The organism is Limibacillus sp. MBR-115 (genome assembly GCF_040549425.1).
Lineage (GTDB): Bacteria > Pseudomonadota > Alphaproteobacteria > Kiloniellales > CECT-8803 > Limibacillus > Limibacillus halophilus.
Genome location: NZ_JBEPTJ010000001.1, coordinates 389,267 through 404,806 on the forward strand (window position 1 = coordinate 389,267; position 15,540 = coordinate 404,806).

Annotated in this window: 13 protein-coding genes; 6 read left to right on the forward strand and 7 right to left on the reverse strand. The window is 58.1% G+C overall.

Annotated features, from left to right (window positions below; all coding sequences use genetic code 11):
- Positions 1–14: 14 nt before the first annotated feature.
- A complete protein-coding gene (locus tag ABIE63_RS01840; RefSeq protein ID WP_354502327.1) occupies positions 15–974 on the forward strand; it encodes a ribonucleotide-diphosphate reductase subunit beta in 960 nt (319 codons plus the stop codon).
- Between the two features lie 319 nt (positions 975–1,293).
- Here ABIE63_RS01840 and ABIE63_RS01845 read toward each other — a convergent pair whose 3' ends face one another.
- Positions 1,294–2,298, reverse strand: coding sequence for a hypothetical protein (locus tag ABIE63_RS01845; protein ID WP_354502329.1), 1,005 nt, complete (start codon positions 2,296–2,298; stop codon positions 1,294–1,296).
- Between the two features lie 386 nt (positions 2,299–2,684).
- On the opposite strand from ABIE63_RS01845, the gene ABIE63_RS01850 reads away from it, so the two are divergent.
- The 4 genes from ABIE63_RS01850 to pyk all read left to right on the forward strand — a co-directional run bounded on the left by ABIE63_RS01850 (position 2,685) and on the right by pyk (position 7,518).
- The gene (locus ABIE63_RS01850; RefSeq protein WP_354502331.1) at positions 2,685–3,443 is read left to right on the forward strand and encodes a FadR/GntR family transcriptional regulator; all 759 of its coding nucleotides are present in this window, start codon (positions 2,685–2,687) and stop codon (positions 3,441–3,443) included.
- 6 nt (positions 3,444–3,449) lie between these two features.
- Entirely contained in the window at positions 3,450–4,727 is a 1,278-nt protein-coding gene (locus tag ABIE63_RS01855) for an MFS transporter (protein ID WP_183415519.1), read from the forward strand.
- Complete coding sequence (locus tag ABIE63_RS01860) at positions 4,717–5,994, forward strand: glycerate kinase (RefSeq protein WP_354502334.1); 1,278 nt, start codon at positions 4,717–4,719, stop codon at positions 5,992–5,994. The genes ABIE63_RS01855 and ABIE63_RS01860 overlap by 11 nt, the downstream gene beginning before the upstream one ends.
- 105 nt (positions 5,995–6,099) lie before the next feature.
- Entirely contained in the window at positions 6,100–7,518 is a 1,419-nt protein-coding gene (gene pyk / locus ABIE63_RS01865; protein WP_183415521.1) for a pyruvate kinase, read from the forward strand.
- Between the two features lie 4 nt (positions 7,519–7,522).
- Here the strand turns inward: pyk and rarD are convergent, their stop codons facing one another.
- The 3 genes from rarD to ABIE63_RS01880 all read right to left on the reverse strand — a co-directional run bounded on the left by rarD (position 7,523) and on the right by ABIE63_RS01880 (position 10,391).
- Positions 7,523–8,446, reverse strand: coding sequence for an EamA family transporter RarD (gene rarD, locus ABIE63_RS01870; protein WP_354502336.1), 924 nt, complete (start codon positions 8,444–8,446; stop codon positions 7,523–7,525).
- 3 nt (positions 8,447–8,449) lie between these two features.
- Positions 8,450–9,682: an MFS transporter gene (locus ABIE63_RS01875; protein WP_354502338.1), complete on the reverse strand. Its 1,233-nt coding sequence runs from the start codon at positions 9,680–9,682 to the stop codon at positions 8,450–8,452.
- A 94-nt stretch (positions 9,683–9,776) separates the two neighbouring features.
- Positions 9,777–10,391 (reverse strand): tetratricopeptide repeat protein, encoded by a 615-nt coding sequence (locus ABIE63_RS01880; protein ID WP_354502340.1) that lies wholly within the window; start codon positions 10,389–10,391, stop codon positions 9,777–9,779.
- Positions 10,392–10,435: 44 nt separating this feature from the next.
- On the opposite strand from ABIE63_RS01880, the gene ABIE63_RS01885 reads away from it, so the two are divergent.
- A complete protein-coding gene (locus ABIE63_RS01885) occupies positions 10,436–11,527 on the forward strand; it encodes a M14 family metallopeptidase (protein WP_354502342.1) in 1,092 nt (363 codons plus the stop codon).
- A gap of 36 nt (positions 11,528–11,563) precedes the next feature.
- Here the strand turns inward: ABIE63_RS01885 and ABIE63_RS01890 are convergent, their stop codons facing one another.
- The 3 genes from ABIE63_RS01890 to ABIE63_RS01900 all read right to left on the reverse strand — a co-directional run bounded on the left by ABIE63_RS01890 (position 11,564) and on the right by ABIE63_RS01900 (position 15,534).
- Positions 11,564–12,868 (reverse strand): MFS transporter, encoded by a 1,305-nt coding sequence (locus tag ABIE63_RS01890; RefSeq protein ID WP_354502344.1) that lies wholly within the window; start codon positions 12,866–12,868, stop codon positions 11,564–11,566.
- A gap of 62 nt (positions 12,869–12,930) precedes the next feature.
- A complete protein-coding gene (gene glcF, locus ABIE63_RS01895) occupies positions 12,931–14,283 on the reverse strand; it encodes a glycolate oxidase subunit GlcF (protein ID WP_354502346.1) in 1,353 nt (450 codons plus the stop codon).
- Positions 14,284–14,310: 27 nt separating this feature from the next.
- On the reverse strand, positions 14,311–15,534 hold the full coding sequence (locus ABIE63_RS01900) for an FAD-binding protein (RefSeq protein ID WP_354502348.1): 1,224 nt from the start codon (positions 15,532–15,534) through the stop codon (positions 14,311–14,313).
- Positions 15,535–15,540: the final 6 nt, after the last annotated feature.

The following is a 15,540-nucleotide window of genomic DNA, read 5'->3' on the forward strand; positions in this document are numbered from 1 at the left end:
AGAGAAGACCGACAATGTCGCTGCTTGACGCCGATCCGATTTATAAGCCTTTCAACTATCCCTGGGCCTACGAGGCCTGGCTCCAGCAACAGCGCATTCACTGGCTGCCCGAGGAAGTGCCGCTGGCCGACGACGTAAAGGACTGGCAATACACGCTGAATGATGCGGAACGCAATCTGCTCAGCCAGATTTTTCGTTTCTTCACCCAGTCCGATGTCGAGGTGAACAACTGCTACATGAAGCATTACGCGCGGGTCTTCAAACCCACCGAAGTGCAAATGATGCTAGCGGCTTTCTCCAACATGGAAACGGTTCACATCGCGGCCTACTCCCACCTTCTCGACACCATCGGGATGCCGGAAACGGAGTACTCTTCCTTCCTGAAATACAAAGAAATGAAGGATAAGTACGACTACTTCCAGCAGTTCGGTGTAGAAACCAAGGAAGACATCGCCAAGACATTGGCTGTGTTCGGTGCTTTCACCGAGGGGCTTCAGCTCTTCGCTTCCTTTGCCATCCTGATGAACTTCCCACGCTTCAACAAAATGAAGGGCATGGGTCAAATCATCTCCTGGTCGGTGCGTGACGAGACACTGCACACCCACTCCATCATCCGACTTTTCCGCACCTTCATGAGCGAGAATCCGGAGGTCTGGAGCGAAACCCTCGAAAGCGATCTTTACAAATGCTGCGAGACCATCGTGACCCACGAGGACGCCTTTATCGATCTCGCCTTCGAACAGGGCGCCATCGAAGGGCTGACCGGCGAAGAAGTTAAACGCTACATTCGCCATATTGCCGACCGGCGCCTAGGTCAGCTCGGCCTGCAGCCGCTTTTTCATGCAGAGAAAAATCCCCTCCCCTGGCTGGACGCAATTCTCAACGGCGTTGAACACACCAACTTCTTCGAGAATCGCGCCACCGAATACTCCAAGGCCGCAACGCAAGGGAGCTGGGAAGAGGCTTTCGCCTGATCGCTTCGTGGTTTCTTATTGACCAGAGAAAGCAAAAAGGGCCGACCCCTGATAGGAGCCGGCCCTTAGTTTTTGGTGAACGTGAGAATCCCAATGCTGGTCATTGAGCCAGATGCTTTTCGATGGAATCCGTTTCCGGGGGAATACCTTCAGATCACGGCATCAACGACCAGCGGTTATTGTAACGCGGGTAGCTGCCAAGATACTCGGAATCTTTGTATAGATTTGTAACACCCCGCTACTCCGCAGTTGCAACGAGGCCTTCATCGGTGTGCGGCTAAGCGCTGCGACCTTAAGCGACAAGATGCACCTGATAGCTTTAGAAGCGCACCCGCCCTTCCACCATTATGGCATGAGATTGCGCTCGCTGCGTGTCAAGCTCGGCAGGCCCTGTTCCCGACAGCTTAATGTCCGGCATTCCGAAGTTGCTGTACGAGTAGCCAAATTCGGTTGTGAAGGATCCAACCTCGTAATGGATCCCGGCGCCCAATGTGAAGCCAACATTTAATTTGCTGTCATCGAACTTAACTTGATCGTAAGGGCCCATCGTACCGGGGGTAAGACGGGCGAAGCCGTCTGTCTCGTCATAATTAAACTGGGTATTGGCGTCGGCGAATACCTTCAACCCGGGAACGATGTCGGGACTCAAGACCTGCACGCCCAAATCAACGCCCCAACTCATAGTGTCCAGCTTGCTATCGTATTGGAACGGGAAGGTCATACCGTTCGTATAGGCGGAAAACATCTCCTGCACTTTGATGTTTCCATAGCTCAGATTTATCGAAGGCTTGACGAGTCCATCTGGCGATCCATGGGCCGACGGCATGAAGTCGAACCCCAAGTAAGTCGATAATCCCAACGTAAAATCGTAATAATCCATTTCGGACATGTAATTTACGTTGTAAAGATCACCGAAGCCCGGCGCCGTGATAAATCCATTCCCGATGGGGCTAATGATCCCAAGCTGGTATCCCATTGCCGAGATACTCTGCGCCTCGAAATTATACTTATGATCGCTCGTTATGATTCCGAAATGCCCCAGGGTGTGAATACCCCAAAGATTCAGCCATGCAGCCAGCCCAAAGTGGAACTTGCTGTACTCATCGTCGATGTCGGGTACGCCAAAACTGCGATCCGTGACCGTACCGCCCAGCTCCAAGCGCAAAAATTGGGAACTCGGGCGCCAGACCCAACCGAACCCGGCACCTGCGTCGACTTGGACGCTGTAATCGTCATCTGGTGCCCCAGTGTGAAAAGCCGTTGCTTGCCCTGCGAACAGAGAAATCACGGGAATTGCAATTAGTGCCAACAAACGTCTCATCATGGCCCCCCGTTATTACTTTTTTTATCTATATTTTATTATTTTATTATAATCGGTGGATGATCAAGAACGGGTTATTTGTACTTTTTTGTACTTACCTCCAGCAAACCACCTAGCGCATTGATATTTGGCGCACCCCCTCCCCATCGATACCGCTCATGAAACATCCTCCCGGAAGATGATGGTTTTCCGCCAATCCCGAATTTTTCCGGCGAGCCTGTCATTCATCACGTGATGCAAGCTCTATGAAAGCAGTGGGGCTTCTTGCTAAGCTGGTCATACCAATTGAAAAACCCCTGCTGAGACAGCAGGATAAGCGGAGCCTAGCGCCTCACTGGACCTGCGGGCTCGGCAACCTATCCAAGACAACGGCAGGAACGACAAAGACCATGACGATAAGACCAGACCCACGCTTCACCACGATCGAGCGCGAGCGCGTCGCCGATCGCGTTGCCGAGGAGCTCAAACGCCTGATCACAGGAGGCAAGCTTGCCCCGGGTGAGCGCCTGCCTGGAGAACGTCAGCTAGCTGATATGATGGGCGTGTCTCGGGTCTCTGTCCGCGCGGCCTTGCAGCAATTAAAAACACAGGGCCTTGTCTTTGCCGTGCAAGGCGGTGGCACACGGATCATCGCCTCCGCCGAAGAGTTGGATAGTGCTCTCACCCACCTTGTCCAGGCCGATCTATCCAATCTGCGAGATCTGATGGAAATCCGCAGTCATCTGGAGGTCTGGGCCGCCGCCAAAGCGGCAGAGCGTGCCGATCCCGAGGATCTGGCACGCATGCACGATGCGCTGGAAATCATGTGTGACCCTACCCGGGAACCTCATCACAAGGCGGAAGACGACTATCAGTTTCACTTGTCCATCGCCAAGGCAGCAGGAAGCGCGGTCTATCTGCATCTGATGACAGTCTTGGGCGACGTAATGGAATCGATGCTGGAGTTTCACCGCTTCACTCTCTTGGGTACTGACGAAGAGGATAACCTTCTCTTGGAGCAGCACCGCAAAATCTGCACCTCGATAGAGCAAGGCGATCCGCAGGCCGCCGCCGCCGCGATGGCCGAACACTTGGATCACATCATTAGTTGCTACGCACAGGAAGAGCAGAAAGACGGCAAACCCTCCTCCCGGCGCCTGGCAGGCTGATAGAACATGAACATCGAAACTTCGAGGCCGCCGCAGCGCGGCGCGTTGGGTAGCACGCGAGCTTGGATCGTCTGGGGGATGGGCGCCCTCACCTTCACCTACGCCTTCGTGCAGAGGGTCAGCCCTAGCGTGATGATCGACCAATTGATGGCCGACCTGATGGTAAGCGGCGCCGTCCTGGGCAACCTCACGGCATTCTACTTCTATGCCTATGCGGGATTGCAGGTGCCCGTCGGCATGATGCTCGACCGTTTTGGGCCAAGGCGCATGATCGCCGCAGCCTTGTTGCTGGCTGCGGGCGGCAGCGTGATCTTCAGTCAAGCGACGACCGTGGAGGCTGCATACCTGGGCCGACTCTTGGTCGGCATCGGTGTTGCTTTTGGCTACGTCGGGTCGCTCAAGCTCGCGACGAACTGGTTTCCGCCCAGGCGGTTTGCTTTGTTATCCGGTCTCACAATGGCCTTTGGCATGCTTGGCGGCATTCTCGGACAAAGCCCGGTGGCCGCTTTGGTCGAGTTCACGAGTTGGCGGCAAAGCATGCTTATCCTGGGCATCATCGCTGCAATACTCGCCGTGATCTTCTGGTTAGTGGTACGCGACAACCCGATACGCGAGTACAGCGCTTCAACCGAACCGGGCCCCAGCCCTCTCAAAGGTCTCGGAATTATTCTATCCAAACGCCAGAACTGGCTGCTCGCTCTGACGTCGGCTGCCATGACGGCGCCATTGCTGGCGCTGGCTGGATTCTGGGGTGTTGCTTGGTTGATGCAGATACACGACCTCACACGGGCGGAAGCCTCCGCCGTCAGTTCCATGATGTTTATCGGTTGGGGCTTTGGTTCACCGACCGCTGGCTGGCTTTCCGACCGCTTTGGGCGGCCCAAGATCATCATGCAGTGCTTCATCGGGATAGCGCTCGTCAGTCTTTCGGCCATGCTCTATCTGCCGATACCGACGGCGGCCATACTGGTTCTGCTGGCAATCTCCGGCTTTACCCTGGGTGGCATGGTTACGGGCTTTGCGATGGCGCGGTACAGCAATCCTGTCTCGGTGACCGGCGCAGCTTACGCCTTTGTAAACATGGCGGTCACCGCGACCGGTGCGTTATTCCTGCCGTTGATTGGCTGGTTGCTTGATCTCAGCTGGGATGGGGTGATGCACGAAGGCGTTCGGATTTATGATGCCACGGGCTACACGCTCGGGTTTTCGGTGTTACCTGCCTTCTTGCTCATGGGATTGCTTGCTACCCTGTGGATCAAGGAGGATCGGATCGATGAATCCTGACCTATCCGAACCCAGGACGTTTCTGCGACAGCTGTTCGCCGAAGCATTGGCGGCGGCCGATCCGGGGAAGGTCGTCCCCGCACACCTGCCGTCTAAACCCAAGGGACGCACCGTCGTCGTGGGCGCGGGCAAGGCCGCCGCGGCAATGGGGAAAGCGGTTGAGGATGCTTGGCCAGGCCCGCTCGAGGGTCTTGTTGTAACGCGCTATGGTCATGCCGTCCCCTGTCGCCACATTGAGGTCGTCGAAGCCTCGCACCCCGTACCCGATGCCGCTGGGCGCGAGGCCGCACGGCGCATTCTAGATCTTGCGCAAGGCCTGGGCGCCGATGACCTTTTGCTCTGTCTCATATCCGGCGGTGGCTCCGCCCTACTCTCACTGCCTGCCGAGGGTTTGACGCTGGAAGATAAACAGGCGGTCAACAAGGCGCTCCTTCGCTGCGGCGCGGATATTTCCGAAATGAACTGTCTGCGCAAGCACCTCTCCGCGATCAAGGGCGGGCGTCTGGCCGCTGCCGCGCATCCGGCAAAAGTCGTCTCCCTGATCATCTCGGATGTGCCCGGTGACGACCCCGCAACCATCGCCAGCGGCCCAACCGTCGCGGATCCGACGAGTTTTTCCGACGCCCGCATAGTTCTGGAAAAATACGGCATCACGCCGCCAACCGCCGTGGCCGAACACATGGCATCAGGACAAGACGAGACGCCAAAGCCGGGCGACCCGCGGCTTGCCGGCTCTGAAGTTCGCATGATCGCGGCGCCGCAGGCTTCCCTCGAAGCGGCGGCTGCCTTTGCGCGCAAAATGGGCGTAACCCCCGTCATCCTCGGTGACTCTATCGAAGGGGAGGCGCGCGAGGTTGCAAAGGTCATGGCAGGCATTGCGATGCAGGTACGCAAACACGGTCAGCCAGCCGCAGCCCCCAGCGTCCTGCTTTCAGGGGGAGAAACGACTGTGACCCTGCGCGGCAGCGGTCGTGGCGGCCGCAATGCGGAATTCCTGCTGGCCTTGGCGGTTGCAACCCAATCAACGCCTGGCATCTATGGCTTCGCGGGCGATACGGACGGCATTGATGGGACCGAGGACAACGCAGGTGCGGTCTTTGGCCCCGACAGTTTGTCCCGTGCCGACGCAATGGGGCTTAGCGCCAAAGCCCTATTGGCCAACAACGATGGTTACGGTTTTTTCGAGACGCTCGGCGACCTGATAGTGACCGGGCCAACTCTTACGAATGTGAACGATTTTCGCGCTGTCCTTATTCTGCCAGAATAATAGGCTAAAGTAGGGTTATTCACCGCAAGCGTTCGCAGGGATGTCGAATCACCACCGCGATTGACGTCCTGGTGTCGCGAAACTGAGAAAGAGGCTGCACAGACCATGCGTCGAAACCGCAAAGCCAAAATTGTCGCGACCCTTGGACCAGCCTCGTCCGATGAGGCCATGATCCGGAAACTCTTCATGGCTGGCGTCGATGTCTTTCGGCTGAACTTCAGCCATGGCAGTCACGAAGAACACAAGGCACGCTTTGACATCATTCGAAGCCTTGAGAAGGAGACCGGTCGGCCCATTGCGATCCTGGCTGACCTACAGGGCCCGAAACTCCGCGTCGGCAAGATCAAGGATGGTTCCATGACCTTGAAGCGCGGCGACAAGGTTCGTCTCGACCTGAAGGCAAAGCTTGGCGAGGACGGTGTAATTCCCCTCCCCCACAAGGAAATTTTCGCAGCCCTAGCACCTAAGGCACCGGTCTTGATGGACGACGGCAACCTACGGCTGGAGGTCATTTCCTGCGACAACACCCATGCGATGGCAAAGGTGATAACGGGTGGCCCCCTGTCGAACCACAAGGGTGTCAATGTCCCCGGTGTCGTTATGCCGATCAGCCCTATCACGACGAAAGACCGCAAGGATTTGCGGTTCGCGCTGCAAATCGGTGTCGATTGGATTGCGCTCTCGTTTGTCCAGCGCCCCGAAGATGTTGCGGAAGCGCGGCGCCTGATTGCCGGGCGCGCCGCCATCATGATCAAGATCGAAAAGCCGCAGGCTGTCGAACGCCTTGAAGAACTGGTTGAGGTCGCAGACGCCGTCATGGTGGCGCGCGGCGATCTTGGCGTCGAGTTGCCGCCCGAAGACGTGCCTGATCGTCAGAAGGAGATCATCGAGGCCTGCCGCCTAGCAGGAAAACCGGTGGTGGTCGCGACACAGATGCTCGATTCGATGGTGGAATCGCCCGCCCCCACACGCGCCGAAGCCTCTGACGTGGCGACCGCGGTCTATGACGGCGCCGACGCCGTGATGCTGTCGGCGGAGTCTGCAGCAGGCAACTATCCGAAGCTGGCTGTGGAGATGATGGATCGCATCATCAAGCGCACCGAGCATTCCAGCTATTACCGCAAGATCATCGATGCGTTGCACCCTCAACCGGAACCAACGGCACCCGACGCGATCTCTCATGCGGCTGCCCAGGTTGCTGCGACATTGGGAGCATCGGCTATCGTCTGCTACACGACATCCGGCTCGACATCGCTGCGTGCCGGTCGCGAACGCCCGCGGGTCCCTATCCTGACCGTCACAGCCAGCCTGGAAACCGCCAGACGCCTGGCGGTTGCCTGGGGCCTGCATTGCGTTCACACAGCCGACGCACGCAGCTTCTCGGAGATGGTGCAAAAAGCTACACGGCTTGCGGTTTCCGAAGGCTTTGCCCGAAAGGGCGACAAGTTGGTTATCACTGCGGGTGTCCCCTTTGGAACTCCAGGCGCCACAAACATCCTACGCATCGCCTGGGTCGAAGGCTAAAGTGTCACCCGGCCTGATTGGCCGCTGCGGCAATCGCGGCGGCACGCCTTGTGCGCGACGCCCGCAGACTGTCGAAACTGTAGATCGCCAGGGCGGTCCAGATGCATGCAAAGGTGATCAGATGTGCGGTGGTGAATGGCTCGCCAAACAGGAAAACCGCGACAAGTACGATGCAGGTCGGTGCCAGATACTGAAACAGTCCAATCGTGCTGAACCGCAACCGCCGGGCGCCCGATGCGTACCAAATCAGCGGCAAGGCGGTTACCGGGCCCGATAGAATCAACAGGAACAAACCGGACCAGCCGGTCTCGCCGACCGTGCCCTGGCCGCCGATTTCGAGAAAGAAAATATACCCCAACGCAAAGGGCGTAAGCAGGACGGTTTCCATAAACAGCCCCTCCATCGACGCCAAGGGCGCAGTCTTTCTAATCAATCCGTAGATGCCAAAAGTGCAAGCGAGTGTGAGCGCCAACCAGGGTACGCTGCCAAGCTGAAGGGTCAAGTTGATCACCCCTGTTGCCGCGATGGCGACCGCGACCATTTGGGCACGGTTCAGGCGCTCCCTTAGGACGACAAACCCCAGCACCACGTTGACCAAAGGATTGATATAGTATCCGAGCGCGGCCTCAACTGCCTGCCCGCTGGAAATCGCCCAGATGTACGTGATCCAGTTCAACGATACAAAGATCGCTGCTGCAAGCAGTACAAGGAGCGTACGGCGCTGCCCGAGAGATCGCCGCAAACCCGCGTATCGCCGCCAGAAGTAAAGCAGAATGCCGACCAGCGCCAGCGACCATACGATCCGGTGCGCCAATATCTCCAACGGCGGTATTGCCGATGCCCATTTGAAGTAAAGCGGTGTCACCAGCCCCCAAAACAGGAAGGCGCAAAGGGCGAACGCCACGCCGGTCTTACCTTCGCTTTCCATCACTTAGATTCCGATTGCAGGTGCAGGCTGTCGTTGCAGTGCCTTGTCGGAAATCGGGAAGTGAATCAGGGCCGCAAAAACACCCAAGCCGACTGAAATCCACCAGACCGGTTCGTAACTGCCGTAAAAATCAAAAGAGATGCCGCCCAGCCACGCACCAAGGAAAGCGCCGATCTGGTGACTCAACATCACTAGCCCGAACAACGTGCTCATGTAGCGCGACCCAAAAATGTCACTTACTACTCCCCCTGTCAGCGGCACGGTGGACAACCACAGCAGACCGAAACTGGCGGAGAACAGCCAAACTGCGATCTCGGTCTTGGGTCCCAGTATGAAGAGGGCTATCACGACGGCCCGAGCGAGATAGATACCCGATAAAAGGTTCTTTTTCCGATACTTACCCCCCAGGACACCCGCCAGCAGCCCGCCGATGATATTAAAGAAGCCAATCAACCCCAACGCAGTCGCACCGATCATGCCGGTCAGATTACAAGTCAACAGATATCCCGGTAGATGAGTGGCGACGAAGGCAACGTGAAAACCGCACACAAAGAAGCCAATGGTGAGAAGCTGATAGCCTCTATGCCGTCCGGCCTCGCTGATCGCAGCCTTCAATGAGGATGGGCCGTGCTCAGCCTGGTGGCTTCCCGCGCGCCCCTTCAAAGCCGCAGCCATCGGCACGATCAATAGCGCCAATGCAGCAAGCACCAGAAGCGCCCCGAACCATTCCAGGCTGCCGATCAACTGCTGGGTAAATGGCAGCAGCACAAACTGACCGGCCGATCCGCCGGCAGAGGCAAATCCCAGTGCTCTCGCGCGCGTTTCCGGCGGCGTCAAACGTGCCACGGCACCCAGCACCATTGGGAACCCGCAGGCGGCGACAGCCATTCCGACGAGGACGCCGCCACCGAAATGTACGCCGGCTTCGTTACCCATGAAGGCCATCGTCGCCAAACCGACAGCATATAGCAGACCGCCGCCAACCAGCATGCGCGCGGTGCCGAAGCGATCCGACATTGCCGCCATGACCGGTGTTGCCAGGCCCCAAAGAAGATTCTGGATCGCCACCGCCAGGGAGAAACTGCCAACGGAAATACCAATCGACTCGTTCATCGGTGCGATGAACAAACCGAATGTCTGGCGGATACCCATGTTGAGGCTCAGGACAACGCCTGCGCAAAGAATCACGACAAGTGGTGTCCGCCAGGAAGACTTGCTGCTATCTACTGTGCTCATCGCCGCATTCTAGAATGCAAATGCATGCGCGCCACCTGTTTCATCAGCATAGGGGGGCTGCAGGAAGAACAGGGCTAAGCAAGCTTATGCCTCGCTAGATACGGTTCTTGTCGAGCTGCTTGGCGAGCGTTTCAATATTGTACTTCACGCCTTCCATGTGCGGGTTCACCGCCAGTGCCGCCTTGAAAGCCTCAAGCGCCAGGTCGGGCCTGTCGAGCTGCAGGTAAACTAGCCCCTGGCCGGACAAAGCTCCGAAATGCCGGGGCTCCAGCGCCAGGGTTCGCCGGATATCCGACAATGAGCCTTCGTAATCGCCCAACAGGTAAAGCACGGTTGCACGCTTGTTCCATCCCTCCGCGAAACCGGGCTCAAGTTCTACGATCTTCTGGAACGCTATAAGCGCGCCCGCATAGTCTTCACGTGCAATGGCTTGGCTCCCGGTTCGCATGAGGATAGAGACGGCACCATTATTGCTGTCGGACCAGATACGCCAGATTTCAAACTCGATCTGTTTGGCTTGATTCGCGTCCAGCTTCGCCTGCAGTTCCTCGAACAAGCCGACAAGACGCGAGTCTGTCTGGTCCGCATGAAGCGGCCCGGTCGTCCAAAGCATCACGAATGCAAGCAGCAAAAGCACCTTTCGCATGGCGTCAAGTATGGCGCAGCTTTGAAAAAAGGTAAAAGGCCGCTTCAAGTTCGAGCGCGCCATCGCTACCTTCAAGAGATCATAACTCCGTGACAAGAGGACAGCATATGCCGAAGGCCACTCCCTATTTCTCGCAGGATTACGATGAGGCCCGAGCCAAGTTCAAGGATGCAACCAAGGCGGCGGGCGGCACGCTGGAGCGCTTTTTGAACGAGGCCGAGCGGGGTCTGAAGGGCGAAGAGCTTTCGACCGATGTTGCTTGGCATGGACCTAAAGATGCCGAAGCGGTGCTTGTGACTATCTCGGGAACGCATGGCGCGGAGGGCTTCTGCGGGTCCGGTGTTCAGATTGGCTGGCTTGAAAGCGGGCTGATTGAAGAGATGCCGGCGGATACGGCATTGCTGCAGATTCATGCCATCAACCCTTACGGCTTTTCATGGATTCGCCGGGTGACGGAAGACAACGTCGATCTCAATCGAAACTTTTTGGATCATGCCGCCGGAAACTGGCCGGAAAACCCAGGGTACAATGAACTGGCAGAAGTCATCTGCCCAAAGGAATGGGACGACGCCACTATTGCCAGCGCCAATGCCGTGTTGCTGGCCTATGCCGAAGAGCATGGCGCAACCGCCCTGCAAAGCGCGATCTCCGGCGGTCAGTATAATCATGCGGACGGCATTTTTTACGGCGGGCGGCATGACACCTGGTCGAAGGTCACCCTGAACAGAATTCTGGATCGCTATCTCGGCAAAGCCAAACGCGTGGCCTTGATCGATTACCATACCGGTCTGGGGCCGCGCGGCTACGGCGAACGCATCTGCGTTCATAAGCCCGGGTCGCCCGGAATTCAGCGCGCCGAAGCCTTCTATGACAGCGATATCACCTCACCCTACCTGGGCAGTTCATCGTCGGTTCCCTTGCATGGCGTTAACTTGCTGGGGATCGAAGCGGCCCTTCCGCACGCTGAGTTAACCGCGGTCGCCTTGGAGTACGGCACGCGACCGACTCTTGAGGTCAAGCATGCCCTGCGCGCCGACAACTGGCTGCATCTCCATGGAGAGATCGATAGCAAGAAGGGCCAGGCCATCAAGGAAGACATCCGAGCGGCCTTCTATCAAGACGCCGATGACTGGAAAACCATGATCTGGGAACGTGGGGTGGAAACACAACGCATGGCCCTCAAAGGCCTTTGGTCTTGACGGTTTTTTTGTGCTGCTTAGCCGACATTCACGCTTCTACCGCCCGCTCGCCTGCGAAGAGCTGACGCTTTCTGTTTGAGCGGCACCTGACGCGGTGTGCCCGGTCGCCCAGCGCATCAGCATGGGCGAGGTACGCAGCAAACCGACAAAACGTTTCTTTGCAGACATCGGTACCGTCGCACGGCGGCCCATGCGGTAGATGATGAACAGAATGAGCGAGCCATGCAGGACCGTCATGTACAGGAAGAAATAGGAAGGTGCCGCCACCTCCAGCACCCAGGCCGCCAGGGTTGGCCCGACAATTGCCCCGGCTGAATAGAACAGCATTAAGGTCGCCGAGAGATCGATAAAGTCTTCGGGCTCCGCGAAATCGTTGGCATGGGCTACGGACAAGGAATAGAGCGGACTGGAAAAAGCACCGAACATGAATGCGCCGACCATCAGCGCCATTTCGCTGCTATCCGCAAAGACCGTCATGTAAAGCCCGGACAACGCTGCCAAGCCCGTGGTCAGCATCAGCACGCCGCGTCGGTTCATGCGGTCTGACAGCCAACCCAAAGGATACTGAGTAACAGCGCCCCCGACGATCCCAAGACTCATGAAAGTCGCGACCTGGGCTACGGCTAGCCCCATCTCCTGGGCATAAAGCGGGCCCACCATGCGAAAGGCCGAATTGGTCAGGCCAATCGTCACGCAGCCGATCGAGGCGAGCGGCGAAATCATATAGCTGCGGCGGATATTGAGCGTCGCAGAGGTTGGTACCGGTGGCGTTTTCTGCCGCGACAACGTAAGCGGCAAAAGCGAGAGGCAGTAGATCATTGCCACCACGGCGAAGATATCGAATCCAACGGCGCCAACCCACGGCAAAACAAACTGCCCGCTGGTCACGAACAGCAAATCGACAATCCGGTATATGCTCAGGATCCGACCCCGATCACCTCTTTCGGATTGTGCGTTCAACCAGGACTCCACGATCGATAGCAGGCCGGAAAAACAGATGCCCATGATCATGCGAACCACGAGCCAGACAACGGGGTGAATGACCAATACCATCAGCAATGCGCCGATGGCGCAAAGGGCGCAGAAGGCCGCGAAAACTCTGATATGCCCTGCACGGCGTATCAGCCAGGGAACAAAGAGGCAGCCGGCGCCAAAGCCGATGAAATAGGCGGTGCCCACATAGCCAACAAAAGAGGGGCCGAAACCCTCCAGGTTCGCGCGCACGGCCACAAGGGTGCCAAAGAGCCCGTTGCCGCCCAAAAGTATGCCGGCAGAGAACAGAAGCGGTGCGAAATTCCACGCTCGGCTCAATACACCGAGAGGTCTAACCGTAGGCTCCAAACCAGCCACCTTTGAGCACGGCGGACCGACGGGTCCGGCTTCCTGCGCTCATCTTAGAACCCTTACTCCGCAGCGTGTAAAGGGGCAGCAGGTTCAATCTTGCCAGAAAGGTTGTTTCGCAATTCCTCCGGGAGCGGTCCGCCGGTCGCCCAATCAAGAAGAACAGCGGTATGAACGATGGGCAGGACCGATCCGCTGGCGATCTGAGTCATGCATCCGATGTTTCCGGCAGCCACTAAGTGGGCGCCGGTACTTTCGATATTCGCGATCTTGCGCTCCTTGAGCTTCCCGGCAAGTTCGGGCTGCAATATGTTGTAGGTTCCCGCGGACCCACAGCACAGATGGCTTTCCGGTACTTCCTTGACGGCAAAGCCGGCCGACCTGAGCAACGCTCGTGGCGGTTCGCTTAGTTGCTGGCCGTGTTGCATGGAACAAGCTGAGTGATAGGCCAGTGTCAAAGACCCGGTATCGATCACCGGCGCCATCAAGCCGAACTCATGAAGAAACTCGGTGATATCCTTCGTGATCGCCGAGACTTTTGCCCCCCGCTCTGCCCACGCGGGATCGGAGCGCAACATGAAGCCGTAGTCTTTGACGGTGGTGCCACAACCTGACGCATTGATGATAATCGCATCCAGCCCGTCGCCCGCCATTTCCCGAGACCAGGCGGCGACGTTCGCTTTCACCGAAGCGAAAGCTTGCTCTTCCTTGCCCATATGATGGGTCAGCGCGCCGCAGCAACCGGCGCCGTTGGCGATCACCACCTCGACTCCATGACGGCGCAAAAGACGAACCGTCGCCTCATTGATCCCCGGGGCCAACACCTGCTGGGCGCATCCGCTCAGCATCGCCACACGCGCCCGGCGCGTCCCCTCGGCCAGGAAGACCTGAGGCCGGTCAACCGGAGAAGCCGCAGGAACACGGGCCGGCGCAAGCGCCAGCATCGCGCCGAGACGCTGAGGTAGGAGCTTTGCCAAGGGACGCGCAAGCGGCCGGGCTAGCGACGCCGCTTTCAGCGCCAACCGAAAACGACTGGGGTAAGGCAGAAGCTTGGCCAACAGGTCACGCAACAAACGATCCATCAGAGGCCGCCGATAGGTTTCCTGAATATGACCGCGGGCTTGATCGACAAGGTGCATGTAATGCACACCCGAGGGACAGGTGGTCATGCAGGACAAACAGGAGAGGCAGCGATCGATGTGTTTGACGGTCTTTTCGTCGGCGGGCCGGTCCTTTTCCAGCATGTCCTTGATCAGGTAAATGCGGCCGCGCGGACTGTCCAGTTCATCCCCCAGCAGCACGTAGGTCGGACAGGTTGCCGTGCAGAAACCGCAATGTACGCAGGATCGCAGAATGCTGTTCGCCTCGGCGATATCCGGGTCGGCTAGCTGTGCCAGAGTAAAGTTCGTTTGCATGGCGGCTTCTCCTTGGACGCCTGTCGTTCAGCTTCCGGCGCGCATACGGCCAGGATTGAGAATACCCACTGGATCAAAGGCTTCCTTGACCCGGTGGGACAGCGCCGCCATCGCCGGATCCTGAGGCTGGAAGACCTCTATCCCGGCACGCAAGTTATCGGGTGCGCGCAACAACGTTGCGTGACCGCCTCCGGCTGCCGCAATCGCCGAACGAATCACCGCGGCCGCACAGTCGCCTTCGGCAGGCGTTGCCAGCAACAGCAAGCCGCCACCCCAATCGAAGAAATGCTCGGCAGCGACTTGCGCAGTTATTGCCGCGGCTACTGCCGGACCGGCTTGCGGCGCGACGGAAATGCGCCAAACTGCCCGCTCGTCACCGACGAAGGGCTTGATATCTCTTACCTCGCGCCAAAAGCTATTGCTGTTATGACTGTGCAGCTCTTCGGTCGAACCAAGGTCGGCCAAGAGGTCTCGCAGCGCCTGGCAGCGGTGCGCGACCGAACCCGCAGGCCCTTCCACGCGAATCGCCGCCACGCCGCCGTCGCTGTCACGAACATAGCCCACGCCGGAGCAAGCCGCGATAACCTGCGGCAGATGGGCAGCGGCGGAGACCTCATGCGACGAGGTCAAGGCCCGTGTCATCGCCAGCAACCCCGCGGCATCGTCAAGGCCCCGGACCAGCACTGTTCTTGTCTTCTCGGGGACTGGGAGGACCTTCACCGTGACATCGGTCATGACGGCGAGGGTCCCGTAAGACCCTGCCAAAACCTTACAGAGATCGTAACCGGTGACGTTCTTGACCACGCGTCCGCCAGTCTTAAAGAGAGTTCCCCGCCCGGAATAGGCGCTGGCGCCCAGGAAGTGATCACGAGCGGCTCCAGCCTTAATGCGACGGGGGCCAGACAGGTTGCAGGCTAGAACGCCACCTATGCTGGCCTGTCCCTCTTCACCACCCAAAAGAGGCCCAAGATCACAAGGCTCGAAAGCCAGCTCCTGCTTCTTCTCAGCAATCGCAGCTTGGATTTCCGCCAGTGAAGTCCCGGCCCTCGCTTGTAAGACCAACTCCTCTGGCTCGTACAGCGTGATGCCCGACAACGCGGAAAGATCAAGGCTGTGGGCGGCCTGCGTGACGCGACCGAGCTTGCGCTTGCTACCCCGCCCGATAACCTCAACCGGCTGTTCCTCGGCCAAGGCCCAGGACAAAAGCTCCGCGACCTGTGTATCGCTTTCGGGACGAAAGGTTTCGGTCATACCGCC

Excerpts from the sequence above, each read along its gene's own strand:
- ABIE63_RS01885 (WP_354502342.1), top strand. The coding sequence starts at position 10,436 with ATGCCGAAGGCCACTCCCTATTTCTCGCAGGATTACGATGAGGCCCGA.
- ABIE63_RS01845 (WP_354502329.1), bottom strand. The coding sequence starts at position 2,298 with ATGATGAGACGTTTGTTGGCACTAATTGCAATTCCCGTGATTTCTCTG.
- ABIE63_RS01855 (WP_183415519.1), top strand. The coding sequence starts at position 3,450 with ATGAACATCGAAACTTCGAGGCCGCCGCAGCGCGGCGCGTTGGGTAGC.
- ABIE63_RS01850 (WP_354502331.1), top strand. The coding sequence starts at position 2,685 with ATGACGATAAGACCAGACCCACGCTTCACCACGATCGAGCGCGAGCGC.
- pyk (WP_183415521.1), top strand. The coding sequence starts at position 6,100 with ATGCGTCGAAACCGCAAAGCCAAAATTGTCGCGACCCTTGGACCAGCC.
- ABIE63_RS01840 (WP_354502327.1), top strand. The coding sequence starts at position 15 with ATGTCGCTGCTTGACGCCGATCCGATTTATAAGCCTTTCAACTATCCC.
- glcF (WP_354502346.1), bottom strand. The coding sequence starts at position 14,283 with ATGCAAACGAACTTTACTCTGGCACAGCTAGCCGACCCGGATATCGCC.
- ABIE63_RS01860 (WP_354502334.1), top strand. The coding sequence starts at position 4,717 with ATGAATCCTGACCTATCCGAACCCAGGACGTTTCTGCGACAGCTGTTC.
- ABIE63_RS01875 (WP_354502338.1), bottom strand. The coding sequence starts at position 9,682 with ATGAGCACAGTAGATAGCAGCAAGTCTTCCTGGCGGACACCACTTGTC.
- rarD (WP_354502336.1), bottom strand. The coding sequence starts at position 8,446 with ATGGAAAGCGAAGGTAAGACCGGCGTGGCGTTCGCCCTTTGCGCCTTC.
- ABIE63_RS01880 (WP_354502340.1), bottom strand. The coding sequence starts at position 10,391 with ATGGCGCGCTCGAACTTGAAGCGGCCTTTTACCTTTTTTCAAAGCTGC.
- ABIE63_RS01900 (WP_354502348.1), bottom strand. The coding sequence starts at position 15,534 with ATGACCGAAACCTTTCGTCCCGAAAGCGATACACAGGTCGCGGAGCTT.